Origin of the sequence: Dankookia sp. P2, from assembly GCF_050632255.1 — a bacterium.
Lineage (GTDB): Bacteria > Pseudomonadota > Alphaproteobacteria > Acetobacterales > Acetobacteraceae > Paracraurococcus.
Map to the genome: position 1 here is coordinate 122,882 of NZ_CP192581.1, position 24,044 is coordinate 146,925.

Annotated in this window: 21 protein-coding genes and 7 pseudogenes; 15 read left to right on the plus strand and 13 right to left on the minus strand. The window is 71.8% G+C overall.

Annotated elements, in window-relative coordinates; all coding sequences use genetic code 11:
• Window positions 1-210: 210 nt before the first annotated feature.
• From ACQ86J_RS00620 to ACQ86J_RS00635, 4 genes are all read right to left on the minus strand, one after another.
• Window positions 211-1,362: a Gfo/Idh/MocA family protein gene (locus ACQ86J_RS00620; protein ID WP_431269609.1), complete on the minus strand. Its 1,152-nt coding sequence runs from the start codon at window positions 1,360-1,362 to the stop codon at window positions 211-213.
• 15 nt (window positions 1,363-1,377) lie between these two features.
• Entirely contained in the window at window positions 1,378-2,610 is a 1,233-nt protein-coding gene (locus ACQ86J_RS00625) for an amidohydrolase family protein (protein ID WP_431269610.1), read from the minus strand.
• A complete protein-coding gene (hisD, locus tag ACQ86J_RS00630; RefSeq protein ID WP_431269611.1) occupies window positions 2,610-3,749 on the minus strand; it encodes a histidinol dehydrogenase in 1,140 nt (379 codons plus the stop codon). Before hisD ends, ACQ86J_RS00625 begins: the two co-directional genes overlap by 1 nt.
• Window positions 3,750-3,998: 249 nt before the next feature.
• Complete coding sequence (locus tag ACQ86J_RS00635) at window positions 3,999-4,712, minus strand: SDR family NAD(P)-dependent oxidoreductase (RefSeq protein ID WP_431269612.1); 714 nt, start codon at window positions 4,710-4,712, stop codon at window positions 3,999-4,001.
• A 162-nt stretch (window positions 4,713-4,874) separates the two neighbouring features.
• On the opposite strand from ACQ86J_RS00635, the gene ACQ86J_RS00640 reads away from it, so the two are divergent.
• The 3 genes and pseudogenes from ACQ86J_RS00640 (at window position 4,875) to ACQ86J_RS00650 (ending at window position 6,648) form a co-directional block, all read left to right on the plus strand.
• Window positions 4,875-5,852 carry a TRAP transporter substrate-binding protein gene (locus tag ACQ86J_RS00640; protein WP_431269613.1) on the plus strand — a complete coding sequence of 326 codons (978 nt, stop codon included), beginning with the start codon at window positions 4,875-4,877 and terminating at the stop codon, window positions 5,850-5,852.
• A 53-nt stretch (window positions 5,853-5,905) separates the two neighbouring features.
• A pseudogene (locus ACQ86J_RS00645) lies at window positions 5,906-6,418 on the plus strand (SDR family NAD(P)-dependent oxidoreductase); the annotation flags it as partial.
• Between the two features lie 83 nt (window positions 6,419-6,501).
• On the plus strand, window positions 6,502-6,648 hold the full coding sequence (locus ACQ86J_RS00650) for an SDR family oxidoreductase (protein ID WP_431269614.1): 147 nt from the start codon (window positions 6,502-6,504) through the stop codon (window positions 6,646-6,648).
• A 10-nt stretch (window positions 6,649-6,658) separates the two neighbouring features.
• On the opposite strand, the gene ACQ86J_RS00655 is transcribed toward ACQ86J_RS00650, so the two are convergent.
• From ACQ86J_RS00655 to ACQ86J_RS00665, 3 genes and pseudogenes are all read right to left on the minus strand, one after another.
• Window positions 6,659-7,246 carry a hypothetical protein gene (locus tag ACQ86J_RS00655; protein WP_431269615.1) on the minus strand — a complete coding sequence of 196 codons (588 nt, stop codon included), beginning with the start codon at window positions 7,244-7,246 and terminating at the stop codon, window positions 6,659-6,661.
• Between the two features lie 118 nt (window positions 7,247-7,364).
• Window positions 7,365-9,428 (minus strand): HWE histidine kinase domain-containing protein, encoded by a 2,064-nt coding sequence (locus ACQ86J_RS00660; RefSeq protein WP_431269616.1) that lies wholly within the window; start codon window positions 9,426-9,428, stop codon window positions 7,365-7,367.
• 95 nt (window positions 9,429-9,523) lie between these two features.
• Window positions 9,524-10,521: pseudogene (locus tag ACQ86J_RS00665) on the minus strand (Bug family tripartite tricarboxylate transporter substrate binding protein).
• 96 nt (window positions 10,522-10,617) lie between these two features.
• Between ACQ86J_RS00665 and ACQ86J_RS00670 the strand changes: the two are divergent.
• Window positions 10,618-11,274: a DUF1028 domain-containing protein gene (locus ACQ86J_RS00670; protein ID WP_431269617.1), complete on the plus strand. Its 657-nt coding sequence runs from the start codon at window positions 10,618-10,620 to the stop codon at window positions 11,272-11,274.
• Between the two features lie 138 nt (window positions 11,275-11,412).
• Window positions 11,413-11,832: a DUF3597 domain-containing protein gene (locus tag ACQ86J_RS00675; protein WP_431269618.1), complete on the plus strand. Its 420-nt coding sequence runs from the start codon at window positions 11,413-11,415 to the stop codon at window positions 11,830-11,832.
• 47 nt (window positions 11,833-11,879) lie between these two features.
• Here ACQ86J_RS00675 and ACQ86J_RS00680 read toward each other — a convergent pair whose 3' ends face one another.
• Window positions 11,880-12,131: a CDGSH iron-sulfur domain-containing protein gene (locus tag ACQ86J_RS00680; RefSeq protein WP_431269619.1), complete on the minus strand. Its 252-nt coding sequence runs from the start codon at window positions 12,129-12,131 to the stop codon at window positions 11,880-11,882.
• Between the two features lie 66 nt (window positions 12,132-12,197).
• Window positions 12,198-12,590 (minus strand): SRPBCC family protein, encoded by a 393-nt coding sequence (locus tag ACQ86J_RS00685; protein ID WP_431269620.1) that lies wholly within the window; start codon window positions 12,588-12,590, stop codon window positions 12,198-12,200.
• A gap of 124 nt (window positions 12,591-12,714) precedes the next feature.
• Here ACQ86J_RS00685 and ACQ86J_RS00690 point away from each other — a divergent pair, with 124 nt between their 5' ends.
• Entirely contained in the window at window positions 12,715-13,356 is a 642-nt protein-coding gene (locus ACQ86J_RS00690; RefSeq protein ID WP_431269621.1) for a bifunctional transcriptional activator/DNA repair enzyme AdaA, read from the plus strand.
• Here ACQ86J_RS00690 and prpB read toward each other — a convergent pair.
• The 3 pseudogenes from prpB to ACQ86J_RS00705 all read right to left on the minus strand — a co-directional run bounded on the left by prpB (window position 13,325) and on the right by ACQ86J_RS00705 (window position 17,165).
• Window positions 13,325-14,247 (minus strand): annotated as a pseudogene (gene prpB / locus ACQ86J_RS00695) (methylisocitrate lyase). The gene ACQ86J_RS00690 and the pseudogene prpB sit on opposite strands and share 32 nt — an antisense overlap.
• A 101-nt stretch (window positions 14,248-14,348) precedes the next feature.
• Window positions 14,349-15,748: pseudogene (locus ACQ86J_RS00700) on the minus strand (sodium:proton antiporter).
• Window positions 15,745-17,165, minus strand: a pseudogene (locus ACQ86J_RS00705) (sodium:proton antiporter). Before ACQ86J_RS00705 ends, ACQ86J_RS00700 begins: the two co-directional pseudogenes overlap by 4 nt.
• Before the next feature lie 171 nt (window positions 17,166-17,336).
• Here ACQ86J_RS00705 and ACQ86J_RS00710 point away from each other — a divergent pair.
• The 9 genes and pseudogenes from ACQ86J_RS00710 to ACQ86J_RS00750 all read left to right on the plus strand — a co-directional run bounded on the left by ACQ86J_RS00710 (window position 17,337) and on the right by ACQ86J_RS00750 (window position 23,231).
• Window positions 17,337-19,055 carry an SRPBCC domain-containing protein gene (locus tag ACQ86J_RS00710; protein ID WP_431269622.1) on the plus strand — a complete coding sequence of 573 codons (1,719 nt, stop codon included), beginning with the start codon at window positions 17,337-17,339 and terminating at the stop codon, window positions 19,053-19,055.
• Complete coding sequence (locus ACQ86J_RS00715; RefSeq protein ID WP_431269623.1) at window positions 19,022-19,198, plus strand: hypothetical protein; 177 nt, start codon at window positions 19,022-19,024, stop codon at window positions 19,196-19,198. Before ACQ86J_RS00710 ends, ACQ86J_RS00715 begins: the two co-directional genes overlap by 34 nt.
• A 595-nt stretch (window positions 19,199-19,793) precedes the next feature.
• Window positions 19,794-20,081 (plus strand): annotated as a pseudogene (locus tag ACQ86J_RS00720) (VWA domain-containing protein); the annotation flags it as partial.
• A 103-nt stretch (window positions 20,082-20,184) separates the two neighbouring features.
• Window positions 20,185-20,550, plus strand: a complete 366-nt coding sequence (locus ACQ86J_RS00725) for a VWA domain-containing protein (protein WP_431269624.1) — start codon at window positions 20,185-20,187, stop codon at window positions 20,548-20,550.
• Window positions 20,551-20,565: 15 nt separating this feature from the next.
• Window positions 20,566-20,868: an XdhC family protein gene (locus ACQ86J_RS00730; RefSeq protein WP_431269625.1), complete on the plus strand. Its 303-nt coding sequence runs from the start codon at window positions 20,566-20,568 to the stop codon at window positions 20,866-20,868.
• Window positions 20,865-21,797, plus strand: a complete 933-nt coding sequence (locus tag ACQ86J_RS00735) for an XdhC family protein (protein ID WP_431269626.1) — start codon at window positions 20,865-20,867, stop codon at window positions 21,795-21,797. Before ACQ86J_RS00730 ends, ACQ86J_RS00735 begins: the two co-directional genes overlap by 4 nt.
• Window positions 21,755-22,681 carry a molybdopterin-binding protein gene (locus tag ACQ86J_RS00740; RefSeq protein ID WP_431269627.1) on the plus strand — a complete coding sequence of 309 codons (927 nt, stop codon included), beginning with the start codon at window positions 21,755-21,757 and terminating at the stop codon, window positions 22,679-22,681. Before ACQ86J_RS00735 ends, ACQ86J_RS00740 begins: the two co-directional genes overlap by 43 nt.
• Window positions 22,682-22,738: 57 nt before the next feature.
• A pseudogene (locus ACQ86J_RS00745) lies at window positions 22,739-22,981 on the plus strand (nucleotidyltransferase family protein); the annotation flags it as partial.
• 64 nt (window positions 22,982-23,045) lie between these two features.
• Window positions 23,046-23,231, plus strand: coding sequence for a hypothetical protein (locus ACQ86J_RS00750; RefSeq protein WP_431269628.1), 186 nt, complete (start codon window positions 23,046-23,048; stop codon window positions 23,229-23,231).
• A 23-nt stretch (window positions 23,232-23,254) separates the two neighbouring features.
• On the opposite strand, the gene ACQ86J_RS00755 is transcribed toward ACQ86J_RS00750, so the two are convergent.
• A complete protein-coding gene (locus tag ACQ86J_RS00755) occupies window positions 23,255-23,950 on the minus strand; it encodes an amidase family protein (protein ID WP_431269629.1) in 696 nt (231 codons plus the stop codon).
• Between the last annotated feature and the right edge of the window lie 94 nt (window positions 23,951-24,044).

Consider the following 24,044-nt stretch of genomic DNA (forward strand, 5'->3'; position numbering starts at 1 on the left):
GCGAGATTCGCTCAGCGTGATGCTGATGTTGTCCGGCGCGCCGAGGATGGTGAGCGAGGCGGTGGAGCCGGCGAACATGCCGAGCTCGAAGCCGAGATCCTCGGCGATGCGGGCCGACATAGGGTCGTAGACCGAGCCGGGATGGATGCAGGCCGGACCTTCGAGGATGGCGCGCAGGCTGCGGCGGCGGTCGGTGATGCTGCTCATCGCTCAGGCTCCCATGGCCGGCAGGTCGACCCAGCGCCGTTGCCGATGGCTGGCGTGGCAGGCCTCGATCAGTTGCAGCCCGCGCGCTGCCTGCAGCAGGCAGGCCGTGTTCGGCGCATCCTCGGCAATGTGGCGCAGGTAGGCCTCCCAGGCCTGGCGGTAGCTGTTCCTGAAGGGGACCAGCTCCGGCACCTCGGCCCAGGTCTCGCGGAAGTCGATGGTCTGCGGCGCTTGCACCGGGAAGACCGGCTTCGGGGTATTGGCCAGCGACTGAGTCCAGCACTGGTGCAGGGTGGCGACGGCGCTGCCCATGGTGCCCTCGGCGGTCACCACCAGCATGTCGTCGCGGCGGATGCGGGTGGCCCAGGAGGAGAAGATCTCGCCCACCATGCCGCCGGGATATTCCAGGATGGCGCGGGCCTCGTCCTCGACATCCACGTCATAGGGCTGGTGCTGCTCGTCCCAGCGCTTCTGCTGGGCGGTCCGCATGTGGCAGGTGAGCGCGGTCGGCGCGCCGAAGAGGTGGTCGATGACGTAGCGCCAGTGCGGGAACATATCCAGCACCAGCCCGCCGCCGGTCGCCTTCCTGTAATTCCAGGAGGTGCGCTGCGCCGGGATGTGCTCCCCGTCGAAGACCCACCAGCCGAGATCCAGCTTCATCGACAGCAGCTTGCCGAGCGTGCCGAGGTCGAGCACCGTCTTCAGCTTGACGAGGCCCGGCAGGTGGATCTTGTCCTGCATCACCGCATGCTTGCGGCCGGCGGCCTCGGCGGCGGCGCGCAGGTCCAGCACCTCGGCCATCGACTCCGCGACCGGCTTCTCGAGGTGGATGTGCTTGCCCGCGGCCAGCGCACGCTTCGCCAGCTCGACCCGGCCGCCGCCGAACGCGCATTCGAAGAAGACCTCGTCGTCCGGGTCGGCCAGCGCGGTGTCGAGGTCGGTGGTCCAGCGCTCCACCCCGAGCCGAGCGGCCAGCGCCGCCAGCTTCTCGGCGTTGCGGCCGACCAGGATCGGGTCGGGGACGAGGCGGTCGCCATTGGCCAGCGGCAGGCCGCCCTCGGCGCGGATCGGCAGCAGGCTGTTCATCAGATGTTGCGTGGTGCCGATGCGGCTGGTGGCACCATGCATGATGATGCCGATGCGGCGCGTGGCCATTCGGTCGTTTTCCCCTCAGTCGGGCCTGTGTAGCACCACCGGCGTCCGCGTGAAGGTGCGCCGGCCGCGCTTCCAGCCGGCCAGCACCGGTGCCACCTCGCGGATCGCCGCCACGGGGTCGGGCGCATCGACCAGGACGAGGTCGGCCGGGTTGCCGACCGCGATGCCGTAGTCGCGGCGCCGCATCAGCTTCGCCGAATGCGCGGTGAACATGCCCCAGGTATCGGCCAGGGCATCCGGCATCGCCTGCTGCACCACATTCGCGTAGAGGTTGGCCATGCGGATCAGTTGCCCGTCGCCCAGCGGGGTGAAGGCATTGAGGATGTTGTTGGAGGAGATCGAGCAGGTCACGCCGAGCCGGTGCAGCCGGTTGGCATCGGCGACGCTCCGCTCCACCCGGTGGTCGCGCTCCCGCCCGCCGAGATAGAGGTCGGTCGAGGGCAGCACCGTCAGCGCCACCCCCGCATCCGCCATGCGCTTCGCCATCGCGTCCAGCTCCGGCAGCGGCATGACCGAAAGCTTGGTCAAATGGCCGCAGGCGACGCGGCCGCCCCAGCCGTATTCCTCGGTCAGGTCGCAGACCAGACGGGTGTCGAGATGTGCGGCCGAGGACCCGCTGTCGACATGCATGTCGATATCGGCGTCGTATTCCCGCGCCAGCTCGAAAACCCGGCAGATCTGTCCGGCCGGGTCGCTGTCATAGGTCGGCGCGGCGCCGACGATGCGGGCGCCGTTGCGCAGCGCGGCGACCATCAGCTCGTCGGTCCCGGGGTTGTTGAGCAACCCCTCCTGCGGCATGACGCAGATCTCGATGTCGATCGCCCATTTGTAGCGCTCGACCAGCGCCTTGACACCCTCGAAGCCGCGCAGCCCGACCTTGGGGTCGACCTCGGCATGGGTGCGCATGACCATCGCGCCATGGCCGATGCATTTCTCGAGCGTCCGCTGCGCCCGGCTGGTGACGTCCTCGACCGTGAAAGTGTGCTTGATGTCGCTGACGCGCTGCATGGCGCCATGCGGGAAGCGCTGGGTCTCGCAGGCGCAGCGGTCGATGGTGCAGGTCTTGTCGAGGTGGATATGGGTCTCGACGAAGCCCGGCGAGACGAGCCGCCCGGCACAATCGACCACCTCGCCCGTCTCGCCCGGCAGTCCCTGCCCGAGCGCGACGATCCGGCCGCCCTGGACGCCAATGTCAACAGCGCTGCCATCCGGCAGCCTCGCGTCGCGCAGCAGCAGGTCGAAGCCCATCAGCGCTTCTCCGCCGCAGTGGCATAAGGCACGTTGCGGCCGCCATAGCGGCGGACGCGGACATTGGCCTGCTCCGCATGACCGGCGAAGCCCTCCAGCATGCAAAGCCGCGAGCAGGCCTCGCCGATCATGGCGCTCGCCTCGTCGGTCAGCACCCGCTGATAGGTGACGGTCTTGAGGAACTTGCCGACCCAAAGCCCGCCCGTGTACCGCGCCGCCTTCTGCGTCGGCAGCGTATGGTTGGTGCCGATCACTTTGTCGCCGAAGGAGACGTTGGTGCGCGGCCCGAGGAAGAGCGCGCCGTAGTTCGTCATGTTCTTCAGGAAGTAGTCGTCGTCCCGGGTCATCACCTGGACATGCTCGGAGGCGATGCGGTCGGCTTCGGCCACCATCTCCTCCAGGCTGTCGCAGACGATCACCTCGCCATAGTCGGCCCAGGATTGCCGGGCGATGCCGGCCGTCGGCAGGATGCCGAGCAGCCGCTCGACCTCCGCCATCGTCTCCCGCGCCAGCTTTTCCGAGGTCGTCAGCAGGATGGCCGGGCTGGTCGGGCCGTGCTCGGCCTGGCCCAGCAGGTCGGTGGCGCAGATCTCGGCATCCACCGTCTCGTCGGCGATGACCAGCGTCTCGGTCGGGCCGGCGAAGAGGTCGATGCCGACCCGGCCGTAGAGCTGTCGCTTGGCCTCGGCGACATAGGCATTGCCGGGGCCGACCAGCATGTCGACCGGGGCGATGCTCTCGGTGCCGAGCGCCATGGCGCCCACCGCCTGCACGCCGCCGAGGCAGTAGATCACGTCGGCCCCGGCCAGGTGCTGCGCCGCGACGATGGCGGGCGCCGGCTTGCCCTCGAAGGGCGGGGCGCAGGTGACGATGCGCGGCACGCCGGCGACCTTGGCGGTGACCACCGACATATGCGCCGAGGCCAGCAGCGGGTACTTGCCGCCCGGCACGTAGCAGCCAACCGAGTTCACCGGCAGGTTCTTGTGACCGAGCACCACGCCCGGCAGGGTCTCGACCTCGATATCCTTCAGCGCCGCCCGCTGATGCTCGGCGAAGTTCCGCACCTGCGCCTGTGCGAAGCGGATGTCCTCGAGGTCCTGGCCGGTCCAGCTGGTCCAGGCAGGCCTTGATCTCGGCATCGGTCAGCCGGTAGTCGGCGCGATCCCATTTGTCGAACTTCACCGACATCTCGCGCACCGCTGCGTCGCCGCGGGCGGCGATGTCGGCCAGCAGGCCCTCGACGATACCGCGGACCTTGGTGTCCGCATCAGCCTTGTCGGATGCGGAGATGCTCGTCTTCAACCAGCGTGCCATTGCAGAATTCCTCCTTTGCTGCCGGGCCCCGTCACGGCTCCGGGCGTCGCGGCGCCCTCCACCGATCGGGCCGGCTACTCGGCGGTCCAGCCGCCATCCACCAGCATCGCGGAGCCCGTCATCAGCGCCGAGGCATCCGAGGCCAGGAAGACCACCGCCCCCATCAGGTCGGTGACCTGCCCCAGCCGACCCAGCTTGATCTTCGACAGGACCCAGTCCTTGAACGTCGCATTTTCGAAGAAGGGCTTTGTCAGCGGCGTCTCGACAAAGGTGGGCCCGATCGTGTTCGCCCGGATGCCGAAGGGAGCGAGATCGATCGCCATCGCCTTGGTCCAGCCCTCCATCGCCCATTTCGAGGCGCAGTAGACCCCGCGATTCGGCCCGCCGACATGGCCCATCTGGGAGGAGACGTTGATGATCGACCCCCGCACCCTCTCCGCCATCATCTGCTGCGCCACCGCCTGCGCCGCGAAGAAGCAGCCCCGGGTGTTCAGCCCCATGACGACGTCGAAATCCTCGGGCGTCACCTGGTCGAAGCGAGCCGGGCGGTTGGTGCCGGCATTGTTGACGAAGGCGTGGTAGGCCGGCCGGGCGGCGATCGCCGCCCGCAGCGCCGGCACGTCGGCCACGTCGGCGACCAGCGTATCGGCCTTGCCGCCGGCCTCGGCGATCGCCGAGGCGGCGGCCTCGATCTCGTCGCGGCTGCGGGCGACCAGGGTCACCGCCGCCCCGGCCCCGGCCAGCGCCGCCGCGGCGGCCAGGCCGATGCCCCGCCCGGCGCCGGTCACCAGCGCGCGGCGGCCGTCCAGGCGAACAGCTCAGGTCTCGGGCAATACGGTCGTCTGCATCATGTGCGGCAGGCTACACGCCCGGGCGATCCGGTCCAGGGCTTGCGGCGCCGCCCCGCCTCCCTGACACTGGGCGCAACGAAAACCGGGGGAGTTCCGTCCATGTTCCGCAATGCCGCGGCCGCGCTGCTCGCCGCCTGCATCGCCCTGCCCGCCGCCGCCCAGACCAAATGGGTCATGGCCTCGGCCTATGCGGACGCGAATTTCCACACCCGCAACCTGCGCGAGTTCATCGCGGATGCCGAGGCCGGGTCGGGTGGCAAGCTGCAGATCCAGCTGCACACCAATGCCTCGTTGCTGCCGATGCCGCAGATCAAGCGCGCGGTGCAGAGCGGGCAGGTGCAGATGGGGGAGATCCTGCTTTCGGTCTTCGGCGCCGAGGATCCCTTCTTCGAGGTCGACAGCGTGCCCTTCCTGGCCGAGGACTGGGCGGCCTCCGCCGCGCTGATGAAGGCCTCCGAGGAGCCGATCCGCACCCGGATGCAGCGCCAGGGGCTGGAGCCCCTCTACGCGGTCAACTGGCCGAGCCAGGGCTTCTATACCCGCACGCCGCTGACCTCGCTCGAGGAACTGCGCGGCGCGCGCCTCCGTACCTACAACGCCATCACCGTGCGGATGGCCGAGCTGATGGGGGCGGTGCCGGTGACGGTGCAGGTGGCGGAACTCGCCCAGGCCTTCGCCACCAACATCATCGGCGCCATGTTCACCTCCGCCCAGACCGGGGTCGATTCCAGCGCCTGGGACTATGCGCGGGTCTTCACCGATGTCGGCGGCATGCGGGCGCGCAACGTCATCATCGTCAACAGCCGCGCGATGGCGGCGCTCGACGCGCCGAGCCGCGAGGCGCTGCGTGCCGCCGCCGGCCGTGCCGCCACGCGCGGCCTCGCCATGGCACAGGAGGCGGAGCGGGCGACCGCCGCGCGGCTGGCGGAGAAGGGCATGACCGTCGCCGCCCCCTCCCCCGCGTTGATGGCCCAGCTGCGCGAGGTGGGCGCGAAGCAGGTGCAGGACTGGCTGGCGAAGGCCGGGCCGGACGGTCAGCAGATGCTCGACCGCTACCGTGCCGTGCTGGCGAAGTGACAGGCTCCGCCGCGCCGCCCCATACTGCGCCGCAACCGGGCATGGGGGCGGCGATGACGGAGAAAGTGGTGCTGGTCACCGGTGCGCAGCAGGGCATCGGGGCCGCCTGCGCCCTGGCCTTCGCCGCGGCCGGCTACGACGTCGCGGTCAACTGGCTGGACAATGCGGCGGATGCCGAGGCGGTCGCCGCCGGGGTGCGCGCGGCGGGGCGTCGCGCGGCGCTGGTCCAGGGCGATGTCGGCAGCGTCCCCGGTTGCCAAGCCATCGTGCGGGATGCCGTCGCGGCGCTCGGGCAGATCGACGTACTGGTGAATAACGCGGGTATTTTCCCGCGGGTCGAGTTCCTGCAGATGACCGAGGCGGAGTGGGACCGGGTCGTCGCGGTCAACCTGAAGGGCAGCGCCTTCACGGCCCAGGCCGCCGCGCGGGCCATGGTCGCCGCCGGCACACGGGGCGCCATCATCAACCTGTCTTCCTCGGCGGTCCGCGGCACCCCGGTCGGCGTGCATTACAGCGCGACGAAGAACGGCGTCATCGGCATTACCCGGTCGATGGCGCTGGCCCTTGCGCCGCATGGCATCCGGGTCAATGCCATCGCCCCCGGCACCACCGACACGGCGCAGCCGCGCCATGGCAATACCGAGGAAGGATGCAGGCCTTCGGCCGAGCCCTGCCCCTGGGACGGCTGGGCCGGCCGGAGGAGATCGCCGACCTTGCCGTCCACCTCGCCTCCGACAAGTCGGCCTGGGTGACCGGGCAGGTCTGGCACATCAACGGCGGCGGCTACATGCCGTGACCGCGGGACCCTAGCGGGACATCTCTGCCGGCGTCGCGGCCTCGATCCGCGGCCCGGTCGCCTCCGCCAGGGCCGGCCTCGGCGCCTGCAACGACAGGTCGGCGGCACCCTCCGGCACCAGCCAGCGCTGCACGTGCACCACCCGGGCCCAGCCCAGCACCAGGACTGCCAGCACCACCAGCAGCCCGACGGGGAAGCCGATCAGCGCGTGCAGGATCAGGTTGACGACGAAAACGCCGACCGTTGCCGCTGCCACCGCGAGGATCCGCATGTGGTCGGGCTGGGCGTCGAACCAGCGGTTCGCCCGGTAGACCCAGGCCGGCGCCGACACGGCGATATGCGTCTCCCCGCCCACGTCGCGTGCGGGCAGTTCCGGCGCATGGTCGATCAGGTCGAACTTGAACATCACCCGAGGACCCATCACCACCAGCAGGAACAGGATCACCATCAGGGTGAAGGGGATGCCGGCGAACCAGGTGAGCATGAGCATCACCCCGAGCGCGCCGAGCGCCGACCAGAAGGCTGCCAGGAATTGCTGCTGCTGCGGCAGCCGGTCGAACCACTGATTGTACAGATAGATGCGATCCGAGATCGTCATCGCCACCTCCCCCTGCGTCGCGCGGCGAAGACGCTAACGGAGGGCAGGCCGCTCCGGCTTAAACGATTCGTGAGCGACGCGTCCCGCGCAGGGCGTGGAGGCCTGCCGACGCTCTGCCCTACCCCTCGGCCGTGGCGGGTTCCGGCATACGGGCCGTGCCGCGCGGCGCGTTCAGCGGGATGTCGAGCAGCACCTCGAGCCCATCGACGCCCCAATCGAAGGCGACGGTGCCGTGCAGTTGCGCCCGGGTCACCCGCTCAACCAACTTGGAGCCGAAGCCCCGCCGCGGCGGCGCGCCTTCCAGCGCCGGTCCGCCGCGTTCCGACCAGCGCAGCTGCAACCCGCCATTCCCACGGAACGCCCAATCCACCCGCAGCCACCCTGCCTCGCGCGACAGCGCACCGTATTTCGCGGCATTGGTCGCGAGTTCATGCAGCACCAGCGACAGCGGCTGGGCGATCTCCGCGCGCAGCAGCACCGGCGGGCCGGAAATCTGCAGCCGCGCCGCCGACTCCGCCCCCACATAGGCCTCGAGCTCCTGGGCCAGCAGGCCGTCGAGGCTCGCGCCCTGCCAGCGCTCGGCCGCCAGCAGCGCATGCGCCCGCGCCATGGCGGCGATCCGCCCGTCGAGGTTCCGGGCAGATTCCGCCGGCGGCTGGTCGCGCGGCGAAAGCTGCACCAGGGCCCGCACCACCGCCAGCGCGTTGCGGGCGCGGTGGTCCACCTCACGCAGCAGCAGGCGCTCACGGGCCTCCGCCGCGCGCCGCTCGGTCACGTCGATCGAGGCGGCATAGAGCAACCGCTGGCCGCCGAGCTCGACCTGCTCGAAGGTCACCAGCATGTCGCGCAGCGTGCCCTCCCGGGTGCGGAAGCGGGTCTCCAGCGTGCCGCGCCCGGGCAGGCGCGGCGCCGCCAGGAGGCGGAAGGCGGCTTCGGGATGCACCACGTCGATGTCGGGCAGCCGCAGCCGGGCGAATTCCTCCCGCCCAAAGCCCAGGGTCTCGCAAGCCAAGTCGTTGAAAGCCACCAGCACCAGGGTCTTCGGGTCGACCAGCATCACCGCGATAGGCGCCGCATCGAACAGCGCCCGGAACCGTGCCTCCGCCGCCTCGCTGCGGGCGATGCCGCGGCGCAGCTCGGCCTCCCGCGCCTGCCCCGCCGCCGCCATGGCATCGCAGGCCGTCGCCAGCCGGCCAAGCTCCGAAGGGTCGGCTAGGCCGGCCCGGGCGGAGAGGTCACCCGCTTCCCAGCGCGCCGCGGCGGCCGTCAGCCGCGCCACCGGGCGGCGAATGAACCGCACCGCGAACCAGAGCGCGAGGCCGAGCGCGGCAAGCGCTGCCAGGCCGGAGCCGAGCAGCGCCACCCGGGCGCGCCTACGTGCCTCGGTCAGGGCCGCGTCGCGGTCGATCCCGACGGCGACGAAGATTCCCTCGGCCGGCGCGCGGTTGGCCGGCTGGTGGCCGGTGATGCGCAGGGCGCCGGCCCAGTGCGCCTCGGCCATGCCGGGGGCATCGTCCTTCAGCAGCGGTGCCAGTCCTTCCGGCAGCGGCCGGCCGACCAGCGCGCGATCCGGCAGCGCGGCGAGGACATTGCCCTTGCGGTCCGCCACCAGCAGCGCCGCGCCCGGTGGCAGCGGCGCCTGCTGCAGCGTCGCCGCCATTTGGTCGAGGTCGAGCGCGGCATCGAGGATGGCGGTCACCTCGCCGTTCAGGCCGACGGCCGGGCGGGAGAAGTGCAGCACGCGCCGGCCGGTCTCCCGGCTCTCCACCTGCTCGCCGACCGTGAAGCCGCCGCGCTCGAGGGCCGACCGGTACCAATAGCGGTCCGCCACCCTGTTGCCCGGCCGGCCGCTGCTGCAGAACACCTCGCCGTCCGGGACGGACGCGGCGGAGATGACGGCATAGGCGGAGAACTCGGCGGCGATTTGCCGCAGGCTCACCGAGCAGGGCCCGACGTCGCGGGCCCGGACGGAGCGCAGCGAGACGATGGCGCCAAGGAGTTGCCGGGCGCCGTCGATCATGCGCTCCTGCTCGACGGTGGCGCGCAAGGTCAGGTCCCGCGCAGTGGCGGCGAGGCCGGCGCGATGTTCGCGGTCGGCATCCGCCTCGCGCCAGACCTGCAGCGCCAAGGGCGGCAAGGCAGTCAGCAGGACGAGGACCAGCAACCGGGCAAGAAGGCTCATGCGAAGGGGAATCTGCGATCCGGCGTGACGGGTTCGGCAAGGACGCCGATCGGTCCCTGTCGCGGACCGCAGACGACCCGTCTCACCGGAAAACCCTACCAGTTTATGTCCCGCCGCGGCAGCGCCCCGCCTCGACGGCCGGCTATTCCGCCCGCACGCCGACCGACTGGATCACCGCCCGCCAGGTCTGCCGGTCGGCGGCGATGCGCGCCGCCAGGGTCGCGGCATCCTCGAAGCGGGGCGAGCCCGCTCTCGGCCAGCCGGGCCGGCAGCACCTGCCCCGCCATGGCCTGGCGGAGCGCGGCCTCGAGCCGGCCGGCGGTCTCGGCCGGCAGGCCGCGCGGAGCGCAGATGCCGAACCAGCCAGTGACGTCGAAGCCGGGCACCGCCTCGGCCAGCGGCTTCACCTGCGGGTAGAGGGCCGAGCCGCCGGTATCGGCCAGCGCCAGCAGCCGGAGGCTGCCGTCGCGCAGCTGGCCCGGGACATCAGCCAGGTTGGTGATCATGAAGTCGGTCCGCCCGCCGAGGATGTCGAGCGCCGCCGGCGTCGCGCCGCGATAGGGGATGTGCACCATGTCGGTGCCTGTCTTCTGCTTCAGCAGCTCGCCCGCGAGGTGCTGGGCCGAGCCCACCCCGGCGCTGCCGAAGCTGACCTGGCCCGGCCGGGCGCGGGCCGCCGCCAGCACGTCCTGCACGCTGCGATAGGGGCCCTTGGCCGAGACCATGAAGCCGTAGGACGACAATGCGAGGTTGCCGAGCGGCGCCAGCGCCTCCCCGGGTCGAGCGGCAGGTTGGCGCCGACCAGCTGCGGCACGATGGCCAGGGTGCTCATCGGGCACTGGAACAGGGTATTGCCGTCCGGCGTGCTGCGCGCCACCTCGGCGGCGCCGATCACGCCGTTCACCCCGGTGCGGTTCTCGACCACCACGCGGGCGCCGAGCAGCGGCCCGATCGCCTCGGCCGTCAGGCGGGCGACGAGGTCGGAGGCGCCGCCGGCGGCGAAGCCGCTGACCAGGCGGATGGTCCGCTCCTGCGCCAGGGCCGGCCCGGCAAGCGCGGCGCCCAGCAGCAATCCCAGTACGAAGCGCCGCATCCCTGCCCCCGGTCGTCGTTGCGGCGATCCTCCCGCCGGCCGGGCCGATGCGCAAGCGTGGTGGACGCCAGCGCGGGGACGGGCTTCGATCGCGGCATGACCTTCTCCCTCATCGCGCTTTGTCCCCGCACCGGCCAGATCGGCGCGGCGGTCACCACCTCCTCGATCGCCGTGGCGACGCGCGTGCCCTTCTGCGCGGCCGGCCTCGGCGCCGTGCTGACCCAGCACCGGACCGACCCGCGGCTCGGCCCGCGCGGGCTCGAGCTGCTGCGCAGCGGCTGCAACGCGGCGGAGACGGTGGCGGCGCTGGTCGCCTCCACCCCGCATGAGGGTTGGCGGCAGCTCGCGGTGCTGGATGCCGCCGGCGGCACGGCGCACCACGACGGCGCGAAGGTGAAGCCGGAACGCGGCGTGGCGCATGGGCCGGGGGTTGTGGCGATCGGCAACATACTCGCCTCCGGGCAGGTGCCGGCGGCCATGCTGGACGGCTTCCTCGCGATGCCGGACGCCCCCCTGGCCGAACGCCTGCTGCTGGCGCTCGAGGCCGGCGAGACGGCGGGCGGCGAGCATGGCGATGTCACCTCGGCCAGCCTGCTCGTCGTCTGGCGCGAGGCCTTCCCCTATGTCGACCTGCGGATCGACCTGTCGCCCAGGCCGCTACCGGCGCTGCGCGCGTTGTGGCAGGCCTATGCACCGCTGGCGGATGGCTTCGTGCGGCGGGCGCTGGAGCCGGACGACGCGCCGGTGATCTAGCGGCAGGCCGGCAGCGGCTGCCGGCGCCGCGCTCGATGCATCACTGATCTAAGCGTGATCCGGGATCGGAGGCGAACCGAGGTAGGCCTTGGGTGTTGATGCACCTCTCCAACCTTCGGTTTCCCGGACGCATAGCGCATGAGCATTTTCGGCAGCATCATCTCCAAGATCTTCGGCCACAGCCAGGCCGCCCAGCCCGGCGCCACCCCGGCCAGCGAGGCCGCGGCCCAGGGCGGCTCCCCGCCGCCGCCCGGCGCGCATGACGACGCGGCGAGCGCTGGCCAGCCGGCCTCGCTGCAGAATGTGGATGTCGCGGCGATCCTCGATGGGCTGGCGGCGAAGTCGCCGCAGAAGCTGGACTGGCAGCACTCGATCGTCGACCTGATGAAGCTGCTCGGCCTCGACAGCAGCCTCGAGGCGCGGAAGGGCTTGGCCCAGGAACTGCACTACGAGGGCAGCACCTCGGACTCCGCGGCGATGAACATCTGGCTGCACCGCCAGGTCATGCAGAAGCTGGCGCAGAACGGCGGCAAGGTGCCGGAAGCGCTGCGCCGCTAGTTCAGGACTCGGCGGCGCGTCCCTCGGCGGGCGCGCCGCTGCCCCGGCTACAGGGCCTTGTGCCGGCCGTCGCAGAGCGGCGCCTTGGCGCTGGCCTTGCAGCCGCAGAACCAGACCTGGCCGTCCTTCTCCGCGGTGTATTTCAACGGAGCGAAGGCGCCGCCCTTGTGGGTGCCGTCACAGAAAGGCTGCTTGCTGAGATTGCCGCAGGTGCACCACCAGTAGCTTTTCCCCGCCTCGACCGTCACGGGATAGGGCGCCTTCTGGGCGATGGTAGGCTGCGGCGCAGCATCGGTCATCGTCACCTCCGTCTTCGGTGTGGAGGAGCATCTATCCGACGGGACCGCGCCGTCCAGCCCGCCCGGCTACCCGCCCTCCAGCGTCCGCCGCATCACCGCCAGCCCCTGTTCCATGAAGCCCGCGACCAGCGGGCCGGCGTCATGCGGCAGCAGGTCGGCAATCCACACCACCCGCGCCGCTTCTTCCTCCGCCAGCACCTCCAGCGAGGCGTTGTGGTGCTCCAGCCAGGCATCCTCGATCGACCAGACCAGGCGGCGCGCCGCATCGTCGCAATCGACGATCCGCTCCCGCAGCACGCGGCCGCTGCCGAAAGTGACGATGCGGGCGCCAGGCTCCAGCCGCGTGTCCTGGACGAAGCCCGGCACCAGCCGGGTATGCAGCGCGCCGACATCGCGGATGGCGTCCCAGGCCGCGGCGGGCGGGACCCGGATGAGGATGTCGCGGCGGATCGAGGCCATTGGCGGACCCTCCCTGATGGCAGGCCCGCAGCCTAGGTCGCCGCGCGCGGCCGGGCTCGCAGGAATCGGACGCGGTCGTCCCGCGGCGGCTGCCGGCGCGCCGCGTGCATGGCATGATCGCGCCATGGACCACGCGCCCCGGATCCAGGACCTGCCGCCGGGCGAGGCGGCGGAACTCGACCCCGCCTTCTGCGAGCGGGTCCGCTACGCGCGCGACCCCGCCTATGACGGGGTGATCTTCATCGGCGTGCACAGCACCGGCATCTATTGCCGGCCGGTCTGCCCGGCGCGGCAGCCGCTCTCGCGCAACGTGCGCTACTACCGCAGCGCCGCCGCGGCCGAGGCGGCGGGGCTGCGACCCTGCCTGCGCTGCCGGCCGGAGACGGCGCCCTTCTCCGCCGCCTGGAACGGCACCCGCAGCACGGTCGGCCGGGCCTTGCGGCTGATCGAGTCGGGGTCGCTCGATGCCGGGGATGTCGGATCGCTCGCCGCGCGGCTCGGCATCGGCCCGCGGCACCTCGCCCGGCTATTCCGGCGGCACCTCGGCGCCAGCCCGACCAGCGTGGCCCGCACCGCGCGGGTGCAACGGGCGAAGCGGCTGATCGACGGTACCGACCTGCCCATGACCGAGATCGCCGCCCAAGCCGGCTTCGCCAGCCTGCGCAGCTTCAACGCGGCGATCCAGGAGACCTACCGCTGCGCGCCGACCGAGCTTCGCCGGCGGCGCGGAGCCGTCACCGCTGCTGCGGCATTGCCGTCGGGATGATGGTCTTCACCAGGGTCGCATCCAGCGCCTCGTAGTCGTGGTAGCCGATGGTGGCGTAGAGCTCGGCCCGGTCTGCATCCGGTCGACCATCTTGTGGGTGCCGCCATTGGCGCGGATCGAGGCGTAGAGCTCCTCCACCGCCTTGGCCGCGACCCGCAGATGGGAGACCGGCCAGATCACCATCGAATAGCCCATCTCCTCGAATTCCTTCGCGGTGAAGAAGGGCGTGCGGCCAGATTCGGTCATGTTGGCCAGCAGCTTCACCCCGGGCATCCGCCGGGCGAATTCGACGAACATCTCCCGCGTCGTGAGCGCCTCGGGGAAGATCGCGTCGGCGCCGCTCTCGAGGTAGAGCTTTGCCCGCGCCACGGCGCCGTCCATGCCCTCGCTGGCCGCGGCATCGGTGCGGGCGATGATGTAGAGGTGCTTCCGCGCCTTCCGCGCCGCGGCGCATTTCGCCGCCATGTCGTGCGCGTCGGCCAGCTTCTTGTCGTTGAGATGGCCGCATTTCTTCGGCAGCAGCTGGTCTTCCAGGTGCACCGCGCCGGCGCCGGCTTCCTCGAAGGCGCGGACCATGTGCATGACGTTCAGCGCCTCGCCATAGCCGGTATCGCCGTCGACCAGCATCGGCAGGCCGGTGGAGCGGCTGACCTGGCGGATCCAGAAGCAGACCTCATCCACCGTGATCATGCCGAGATCGGGCAGGCCCATGGTCGCGGTCATTGCCGCGCCCGAGAGGTACAGCGCCTCGAACCCCGCCTTCTTCGCCAGCAGCGCGGCCATGCCGAAATGCGCGCCCGGCATCTGCAGGATCTCGGGGCGCTCCAGCAGGCGGCGGAAGCGGAGGCCGGCCGGCTCGTCCGGGACATCGGCACCGATCACATAGGGCATGGCGTCTCTCTCAAGGCAGGGAGGTTCGGGGCGGGAGAGAGCGCCCGGGCCGGCGATCTGTCAATTCTCGATCCTGCAGACCCGGCGATAGGCAAATCGTATCAGCCGAAGAACACCAGGGTGACCAGCCCGAAGAGCGGCAGCAGCACCACGGCCGCCCAGGCGCAATAGCCAAAGAAGCCCGGCATCCGCACCCCGGCCCGCTCCGCCATCGCCTTGACCATGAAATTCGGCGCGTTGCCGATATAGCTGTTGGCCCCCATGAAGACCGCGCCGCAGGAGATCGCCGCCAGCACCGCCGCATCCGGCCCCATCAGCCGCGCGGCATCGCCGCCTGCCAGATTGAAGAACACCAGGTAGGTCGGCGCATTGTCGAGGAAGCTCGACAGCAGGCCGGTCAGCCAGAAATAGGCAGCCGGGAACGGCGCCCCGGCCGGATCGGTGGTCAGCCCGACCAGCCCGGCTGCCGCCCCGGCAGGCCCCGCCCGCAGAATGGCGAGCAGCGGCGCCATGCAGGTGAAGATGGCGGCGAAGAGCTTGGCGACCTCCACCATGGCGCCCCAGCCGAAGCCGTTCTCCTCCCGCAGGGCAATCGGCGTGACGTGGAAGGAGACGATCGTGATCGCCAGGAAGGCGGCGATGGCCAGCACGCGTTCCAGCCCCATTGCCTCTCCCAGCAGCTGCACCTCGCCCGGCTGCCAGACGCCCTGGAGCAGCACCACGCCGAGCACCGCGCCGAGCAGCGCCAGGTTGCGTCGGCCCCGGATGTGCAGCCCCGCCTCGCCCTCCCGGAGTTGCGGCGGCACCGGCCGCTCGGCCGCCCAGGCCCGGCGGTCGAGCAGCCAGTAGAGGCCGAGCAGCAGCACGGCGCAGAGCAGGAACTCGGCCGCCAGGTGCCGCACCGTCCAGAAGAAGCCGACCCCTTGAGGAAGCCGAGATAAAGCGGCGGGTCGCCGAGCGGCGTCAGCACCCCGCCGATATTGCTGACCAGGAAGATGAAGAAGACAAGGCTGTGCACCTTGCGGGTGCGGAAGGCATTCGCCCGCAGCAGCGGCGGCAGGAAGACGATGGAGGCGCCGGTAGTGCCCATGAGGCTGGCCGCCAGCGTCCCGGCCGCCAGCAGCGCGGTGTTGACCGCCGGCGTCCCGACCAGCCGGCCGCGCAGCACGATGCCGCCCCCGGTGGTGAACAGCGCCAGCAGCAGCGCCATGAAGGGCAGCCAGTCCTGCAGCAGCACGTGGCGAAGCTCGGCCAGCGCCGCGCCCGGCCCGAAGGCCAGGGCGAAGGGCAGCACCAGCGCCGCCGACCAGGCGGCGGCAATCTTGCCGTAATGCAGGTGCCAGAGATGCCCGGCGACCAGCGGCAGCAGGGCGATGCTCAGCAGCAGCCCGGCGAAGGGCAATCCCCAGGCGAGCGAGAGCGCCGCCGGATCGACCCCGCCCGCCGCCAGGGCCGGCCCGGCGGTCAGCAGCCCGGCGAGCAGGACCGCCGCCCGGATCACCGGAAGAAGACCCAGGCCACCACCAGCAGCGGCGGCAGCATCAGCGCCAGGCTCCAACCCATGAAGCCGAGAAAGCCCGGCATCCGCACCCCGCGCTGCGCCGCGATGGCCCGGACCATGAAGTTGGGCGCGTTGCCGATATAGGTCAGCGCCCCCATAAAGACCGAGCCGCAGGAGATCGCCAGCAGCGTCCGCGCCAGCTCCCCGGTCAGCACCGCCGGATCGCCGCCGGCCAGCTCGAAGAAGACGACATAGGTTGGCGCATTGTCGAGGAAGGCCGAGAGCCCGCCGGTCGCCCAGAAATAGACCGCCGGCCAGGGCCGCCCGTCCGGCCCCTCCACCATGTCGATCAGCCAGCCGAAGGGCCCCGCCTCCCCCTGGTGCAGCATCGCCACCACCGGGGCCATGCAGACGAAGATGGCGGCGAAGAGCTTCGCCACCTCCTCGAACGGCGCCCAGGAGAACAGGTTGGCGGCGCGGCTGGACGCAGGCGTCAGCCGCAGCGAGAGCAGGCCGATCCCGACCATCACCAGCATGCCGAGCAGCCGGACCAGCGGGATCCGCTGCCCGGCCAGGTCGATGTCGGGCGAGGCGACCATGCCGCCGGCGATGGTGACGCCGACCACCGCCGCCAGCAGCGCGATATTGGCAATGCCGGCGACGCGCAGCGGCTGCCCTTCGCCGGCGGCCGGGTCGGCCGCGGCCAGGCGGCGGTCGATCAGCCAGAAGGCCAGCAGCAGCAGCCCGGCCATCACCAGCATCGGCGCCAGGAGGTTGGCGGTTGGCCAGAAGAAGGGCACGCCCCTGAGGAAGCCAAGGAAGAGTGGCGGGTCGCCCAGCGGGTCAGGCTGCCGCCGACATTCGCGACCAGCAGGATGAAGAAGACCACCAGGTGGACCTTCCGCTGGCGATGCGCGTTGGCCCGCAGCAGCGGGTGGATCAGCACCATGGCCGCACCCGTGGTGCCCATCACGCTTGCCAGGCCGGTGCCGATCGCCAGCAGCAGGGTGTTCCCGGCCGGCCTGCCCCAGGGACCGCCCGCCACCACGATCCCGCCGCCGACGGTGAACAGGGCGAAGATCAGGGTGACGAAGGGCAGGTATTCCAGCAGCACCGCATGCCAGGCAAGCTCCGCCGCGGCACGCGGCCCGAAGGCCCAGGCCCAGGGCAGCAGCAGCAGCGCCGCCCAGACCGCGGCGATCAACCCCATCCGCTTGTGCCAGATATGCTCGGCCAGCATCGGGCCGAGCGCGATCGACAGCAGCAGCCCGGCGAAGGGCAGCGCCCAGGCGAGGCCGAGCGAGGCCCCCGGCGCCGCGGCCGCGGCCGGGCCGGCGAGCAGCAGCATCGGCCCCAGCAGCGCAGCAAGGGCGGGGCGGCGGAAAAAGGTTGCGGACATGGTCGGCAGACACAGCATTTATCGCGCCGCCGCAACCCCGGCCTCCGCCGCGGCGCTGTGCCCCTTGGCCTGACGCCTGTCGCCACGCCTGACCAGCGCCCTACCTGGGGCATCACCCTGGACCCGGCCCGCGGGGTTTCCTTGCCCCCGGGCGGCCACTAAGGTCCGACGCGAATTCGGGAGCAGACCATGGAAATGACCGGCGAGCGGCGCATCCCCGCGCCGCGGCAGCAAGTCTGGGAAGCGCTCAACGATCCGGAGGCGCTGCGCGCCTCCATCCCCGGCTGCGAGTCCGTCGAGCGCACCGCGGATGACGCCTTCACCGCGAAGGTCGGGGTGAAGCTCGGGCCGATGTCGGCCAAGTTCGGCGGCAAGGTGAAGCTCGAGAACATCAACCCGCCGGCGAGCTACACGATTTCCGGTGAGGGCAATGGCGGCGCCATGGGCTTCGCCAAGGGCGGCGCCGACGTGGCGCTCGAGGAGCTCGGGCCCGCCGAGACGCTGCTGAAGTACAACGTCAAGGCGCAGGTCGGCGGCAAGATGGCGCAGCTCGGCGCCCGGCTGATCGACAGCACCGCCAAGCAGATGGCCGACCAGTTCTTCGACCGCTTCGCGGCGCTGCTGACCCCGGCCGCGCCGGAGGCGGCCCGGCCCGAGATGGCCGAGGCGGCGGCGCCGACCGGCGGCTTCGTCACCGAGACGGCGGGCGCGCCGGAGGATGCCGCCAACATGGCCGCCGGCGCGGCCATGCGCAGCCCGGCGAGATCGCGCCGCGACCGACACCCGTGTCGCCGCCGCGGCGCATGGCAGCACCGCCGCCGGGACCGACACCGAGTACCTCGGCGACGTCAACGCCCCCGGTCCGCTCACCCAGCACGGCGCCGAGGGTCCGAGCGCCGGCGGCGGCAAGCCGGTCTATCGGCCGAACCCCCGCGCGGTGGACGAGAACGCGATCCGCCCGCTGCGGCTGATGCTGCAGATCGAGCCCTTCGGCCTGCCGCTGCAATCCTGGGCCGGCTGCGTGCTGATGCTCGGCATCCTCGCGCTGATGTTCCTGTGAGCGCGCCCGATCGTCCGAGCGCGAGCGAGGGCGTGAATCGGCCGCGCCCGACGACCGTCACCGCCCAAGCAGTCGCGGGCGGTGCCACCGACCTGCCCGAGAGCGTCGAGGCGACGCAGCGGCTGCTGGCGGCCGGCGGCTATGTCGCCGACCGCGCGTTGGCGACCACCGTCCATCTCGCCCTGCGCATGGGCCGGCCGCTCTTCCTCGAGGGCGAGCCGGGCACCGGCAAGACCGAGATCGCCAAGGTCCTGGCCAAGGAGTTGCCGCGTCGGCTGGTGCGGCTGCAATGCTATGACGGCCTCGACCTCTCGGCCGCGGCCTATGAGTGGAACCACGCCCGCCAGCTGATGAGCATCCGCCTGGCGGAGGCGACCGGCACCGTGCAGGACCGGGAGGCGCTGGAGCGCGGCATCTACGACCGCCGCTTCCTGCAGGAGCGCCCGCTGCTGCAGGCGCTCTCGCCGGAAGGCGGCCCGGCGGTGCTGCTGATCGACGAGCTGGACCGCGCCGACGAACCCTTCGAGGCCTTCCTGCTGGAGATCCTCGCCGACTTCCAGCTCAGCGTGCCGGAGCTCGGCACCATCAAGGCCGCGGTGGCGCCGATCGTCATCATCACCTCGAACCGCACGCGGGAGGTGCACGACGCCATCCGCCGGCGCTGCCTCTACCATTGGGTGGACTACCCCGACGCGGCGCGCGAGACGCGCCATCCTGAAGATCCGCGCGCCGGGCGTGCCGGAGGCACTTCTCGGCCCAGGTTGTCGCCTTCGTGCAGAAGCTGCGCGGCGGCGACTATTTCAAGCTGCCGGGCGTGGCCGAGACCATCGACTGGGCCGCGGCGCTGACCGCGCTCGACGCGCAGGAGCTGGAGCCGGCGGCGGTCGACGAGACCCTCGGCGTGCTGCTGAAGTACCAGGACGACATCGCCAGGCTGCGCGGCGCCGAGGCGGCCAGGCTGGTCGCCGAGGCGAAGCAGGCGGCGGCGTGACGCGGAGCCCGCGGGGGCGCTGCCCTCTGCGCCCCCGCCGGGGACCGTGCCGGTCCCCGGACTCCGGCATGGGCTTTGCCCCCGCGTTTCGGCGCAGCCCGGCGGAGCGCAGGGCCGATGAGCGAATTCGCCAGCCTCGCCGCGCTCACCACCCCGCCGGGCGCCGCGCTCGCCGCCAACCTGCTCGCCTTCGGCCGCCTGCTGCGCCGTGCCGGCCTGCCGGTCGGCCCGGCCGAGGCGCTGGCGGCCGCCGAGGCGTTGCAGCTCGTCGATATCGGCGACCGCCGCCAGGTGCATGCCGCGCTGCGCGGCGTGATGGTCCGCCGGCACGCTGATTTCGACGTCTTCGACCAGGCCTTCCCTGCTGTTCTGGCGCGACCCGGAGGCGGGGAAGAACGCCGCCGCCATGGCCATGCTGGACGGCTTCAAGGATCGCCAGAAGCCGCCCCCCTCCTCCCGCCGCGTGGCCGAGGCGATGACCCCGCCGAAGGCGCCCGCCCAGCAGCCGCCGCGCGAGCCGGAGGAGGCGCCGCCGGTCGAGGTGGCGATGACGGTCAGCGAGCGCGAGCGCCTGCAGTCCATGGATTTCGAGGCCATGTCGGCCGCCGAGATCAACGAGGCCAAGCGCGAGATCCGCAAGCTGGTCCTGCCGCTCGATGCTCGGCCGACCAGGCGCTTCCGCCCCGATCCGATGGGCCCCGTGGTCGACCTGCGCGCCACCATCCGCGCCAGCCTGCACGAAGGCGGCGAGATCCTCACCCTCGCCCGCAAGCGCCGCGTCACCCGGCCGCCGCCGCTGGTCGCGCTCTGCGACATCAGCGGCAGCATGGCGCGGTATGCGCAGGTGCTGCTGCATTTCCTGCACGCCGTGACCAACGACCGCGACCGGGTGCATTCCTTCCTGTTCGGCACCCGGCTGACCAACGTCACCCGCCAGCTCCAAGTCGCGCGACGCCGAGGTCGCCTTCGAGCTGGTCTCCCACATCGTGCCGGACTGGTCCGGCGGCACGCGGATCGGCGAGTCGCTCGAGCTGTTCAATCGACAGTGGTCGCGCCGCGTGCTCGGCCAGGGCGCAGTGGTGCTGCTGATCACCGACGGCCTCGACCGCGAGGGCGCCCGCGGCTTGGCCGAGGCCACCGAGCGGCTGCGCCATCCCTGCCGCCGGCTGATCTGGTTGAACCCCCTGTTGCGGTACGACGGCTTCCAGCCCAGATCACAGGGCATCCGGGCGATGCTGCCGCATGTGGACGAGTTCCGTCCGGTGCATAATCTGCAGAGCCTGCGGTCGCTGGTCGAGACATTGAGCGGCCCGCAGCCCGGGGACCGGACGCAACGGAGGATGGCGGCATGAGCGATTCCTGAGGACGTGCTGGCGACCGCGGCGGGTTGGCGCGCGGCCGGCGAGACGGTGGCGCTCGCCACGGTTGTCGAGACCTGGGGCTCCTCGCCCCGCCCGGCCGGCTCGCGGCTCGCGGTCAGCGCCTCCGGCAAGCTGGCCGGCAGCGTCTCCGGCGGCTGCATCGAGGGGCGGTGGCCGATGTGGCGAAGCAGACCATGCAGACCGGCACGCCGCAGTTGCTGGATTTCGGAATTCTCCGATGAACGGGCATGGGAAGTCGGACTGGCCTGCGGCGGCAAGCTGAAGGTCTTCGTGGAGAAGCTGTCGTGACGCCGGATGTACTCGCCGCGCTGCAGGCGGCCCAGGTTGCCAAGCGCCCGGTCGCGCTGCTGACCCGGCTGAGTGACGGCGAGCAATGCCTCTGGCCCGACAAGGCCCTGCCCGGCGCGCTGGCCGAAACCGCGCAGGCGGCGCTGCGCGACGATGCCGCGCAGAACGTGACCCTGGATGGCGAGGCCTGGTTCGTCCACCCGCACAACCCGCCCCTGCGGATGATCGTGGTCGGCGCCGTCCACATCGCCCAGGCCCTGGTGCCGATGGCGCAGACCACCGGCTTCGCCGTGACGGTGGTCGACCCCCGCCGCGCCTGGGCGACCGCCGACCGCTTTCCGGGGATCACCCTGGTGCATGAATGGACCGACGACGCCATGGTGGTGTTGGCGCCCGACAGCCGCACCGCGGTGGTGACGCTGACCCACGACCCGAAGCTGGACGACCCGGCGCTCGACGTCGCATTGAAGTCGGACGCCTTCTACATCGGCGCCCTCGGCTCCCGCCGGACGCATGCCAAGCGTGTCGCGCGGCTGGCCGAGCTTGGTCACGCCGAAGCCGCCATGGGCCGGATCCACGCCCCGGTCGGGCTGAACATCGCGGCGGTGACGGCGTCCGAGATCGCACTGTCGATCCTGGCGGAGGTCGTCGCCGCCCGGCGCGGCGCCGCCCTCGGCGGCCCCGCGCCGCTGCGCCCACGGCCGCCGCGGCATGATCTTCGGGCCTACCCCGCTGGACGAGGCGCGCGGCGCCGTCCTCGCACATACCATCCGGCTGCAGGGCCGCGTGCTGAAGAAGGGCACGGTGCTGGACCAGGCGGCGATCGCCGCGCTGCAGCAGGGCGGCCATGGCAGCGTCATCGCCGCCCGGCTCGAGCCCCGGCGACGTGCCGGAGGATGAGGCCGCGGACCGCCTGGCCAATGCGTTGATGGGCCCGCTGCTGGCGCGCTCCCGCGCCTCGACCGGCCGGGTCAACCTGCTGGCCGAGACGCCGGGCCTGCTGGTGGTCGAGGCCGAGACCATCAACCGGCTGAACGCGCTCGACGAATCGCTGACCGTTGCGACGCTCGCCTCGCACATCCCGGTCGCGGCGAAGGAGATGCTGGCGACCATCAAGGTCATTCCCTTCGCCGTCCCCGGTCCGGTGCTGCAAGTGGCGGAAGCCATGGCAAGGCAAGGCACGCCGCCGCTCTCGCTGCACCCGTTCCGGCCGCTGAAGGTCGGGCTCGTGCTCAGCGAGCTGCCGGGCCAGAAGGAAAGCGTGATGGAGGGCGCCGTGGAGGCGACCCGCGGCCGGGTCGAGGCGCTCTGCGGTACCTTGCTGCCGCCCGAACGCACCCGGCACGAGACCGCGCCGATCGCCGATGCGCTGAACCGGCTGCGGCGCCAGGGCGCGCAGGTGCTGCTGGTCGCCGGCGCCTCGGCGGTGGTGGACCGCCGCGATGTCGGCCCGGCCGCCATCGTGCGGGCAGGCGGGACGATCGACCATTTCGGCATGCCGGTCGATCCCGGCAACCTGATCTGCCTTGGCCATATCGACAGCATCCCGGCGCTGGTCCTGCCCGGCTGCGCCAAGTCGCCCAAGCTCAACGGCATCGACTGGGTTCTGCAGCGGCTCTTCGCCGGCGTCGCCGTGACCCCGCGCGACGTCATGGGCATGGGCGTCGGCGGGCTGCTGAAGGAGATCGAGACCCGGCCGCTGCCCCGCGCCGAGGCGGCGAACACCCCTACCCCGCCGCCGCCCCGCGCCGCGGCCGGCAGGTCGCCGCCCTGGTGCTGGCGGCCGGCCGCAGCCGCCGGATGGCGCCGCTGAACAAGCTGCTGGTGCCCGACGACCAGGGCGTGCCGATGGTGGCGCGGGTGGTCGACAATGCCCTTCGCCTCCCGCGCCCGGCCGGTGGTCGTCGTGACCGGCTACGAGCGGGAGCGGGTCGAGGAGGCGCTCGGCGGCAAGGGGGTGATCTTCGCCCATGCCGAGGATTATGCCGAGGGACTGTCGGCCAGCCTGAAGGCCGGGCTCGCCGCCCTGCCGCCAGGGATCGAGGGGGTGGTGATCTGCCTCGGCGACATGCCACTGGTGGCCGGGCCGATGATCGACCGGCTCATGGCCGCCTTCGACCCCGAGGAAGGCCGGTCCATCGTCATGCCGACCTTCCGCGGCAAGCAGGGCAACCTCGATGCTCTGGGCGGTGGAGTACCTGCCCGAGATGATGGGCATCACCGGCGATGTCGGCGCCCGGCACCTGGTGGGCAAGCATGCCGACCGGGTGGCCGAGGTCGAGATGGCCGACGACGCGGTGCTGCGCGACTTCGACACCACGGACGCGCTGCGGAAGGCGCCGGGCTTCGCCGGGGTGCGGTAGGCCGCCCCGGCCTACCCGGCGGTTCATTCCAGCGCTGCCTGCCGCACCCATTCCGCCCAGGCCAGCGCCGCGGTATCCTGGCCGAACCCGGCCACGACCTGCACGCCGAGCGGCAAGCCCTGCGGCCCGGTGCCGGCCGGCACCGTCACGCAGGGGACATGCAGCAGGGTCCAGAGCGAGTTGAAGGCCGGGTCGCCGGTCCAGCCGAGCCCCTCCGGCGCCTCGCCCGGGGCGCTCGGCGTCAGGATCGCGTCGTAGCCCGCCACGACATCGGCGAAGGCGGCCCGTGCCGCGGCAAAATCCGCCTGGGCCGCCGCCAGCGCCGCCGCACCCTGGGCGCGGCCCCACTCCATCCGCTCCCGCAGCACCGGGGAGAGCTGGGCGGCCGAGGTGTTCAGCTCCCAGCCCAGCGCCTCGGCCGACTCGCCGTTCATCACCAGCGCATGCGCCTCGAGGCCGGCGACCACGGAGGGTGTCATCTCGAGCGGCTCGACCGTCGCGCCGGCGCGGGCCGCGGCCTTGGCCACGCGCTCAAGCAGCGCCCGGGTCTCCGGCTTCGCCTCCCCGGCCGTCGGCCCCCAGCAGAGCGCGAGGCGCGGCGCCCGCGACGCCTTCGCCTCCGGCGCGCCGTAACCCCGCCCGGTCAGCCCGGCCATGACGAAGGCAGCGTCCCCCACCGTCCGGGTGATGACGCCGATGGTGTCGAGCGATCTGCTCATCACCTTCATCCCCGCGCGGTGCAGCGTGCCGTAGGAGGAGCTTGAAGCCCACCGCGCCGCAATAGGCGGCCGGGCGGATGATGCTGCCGGCGGT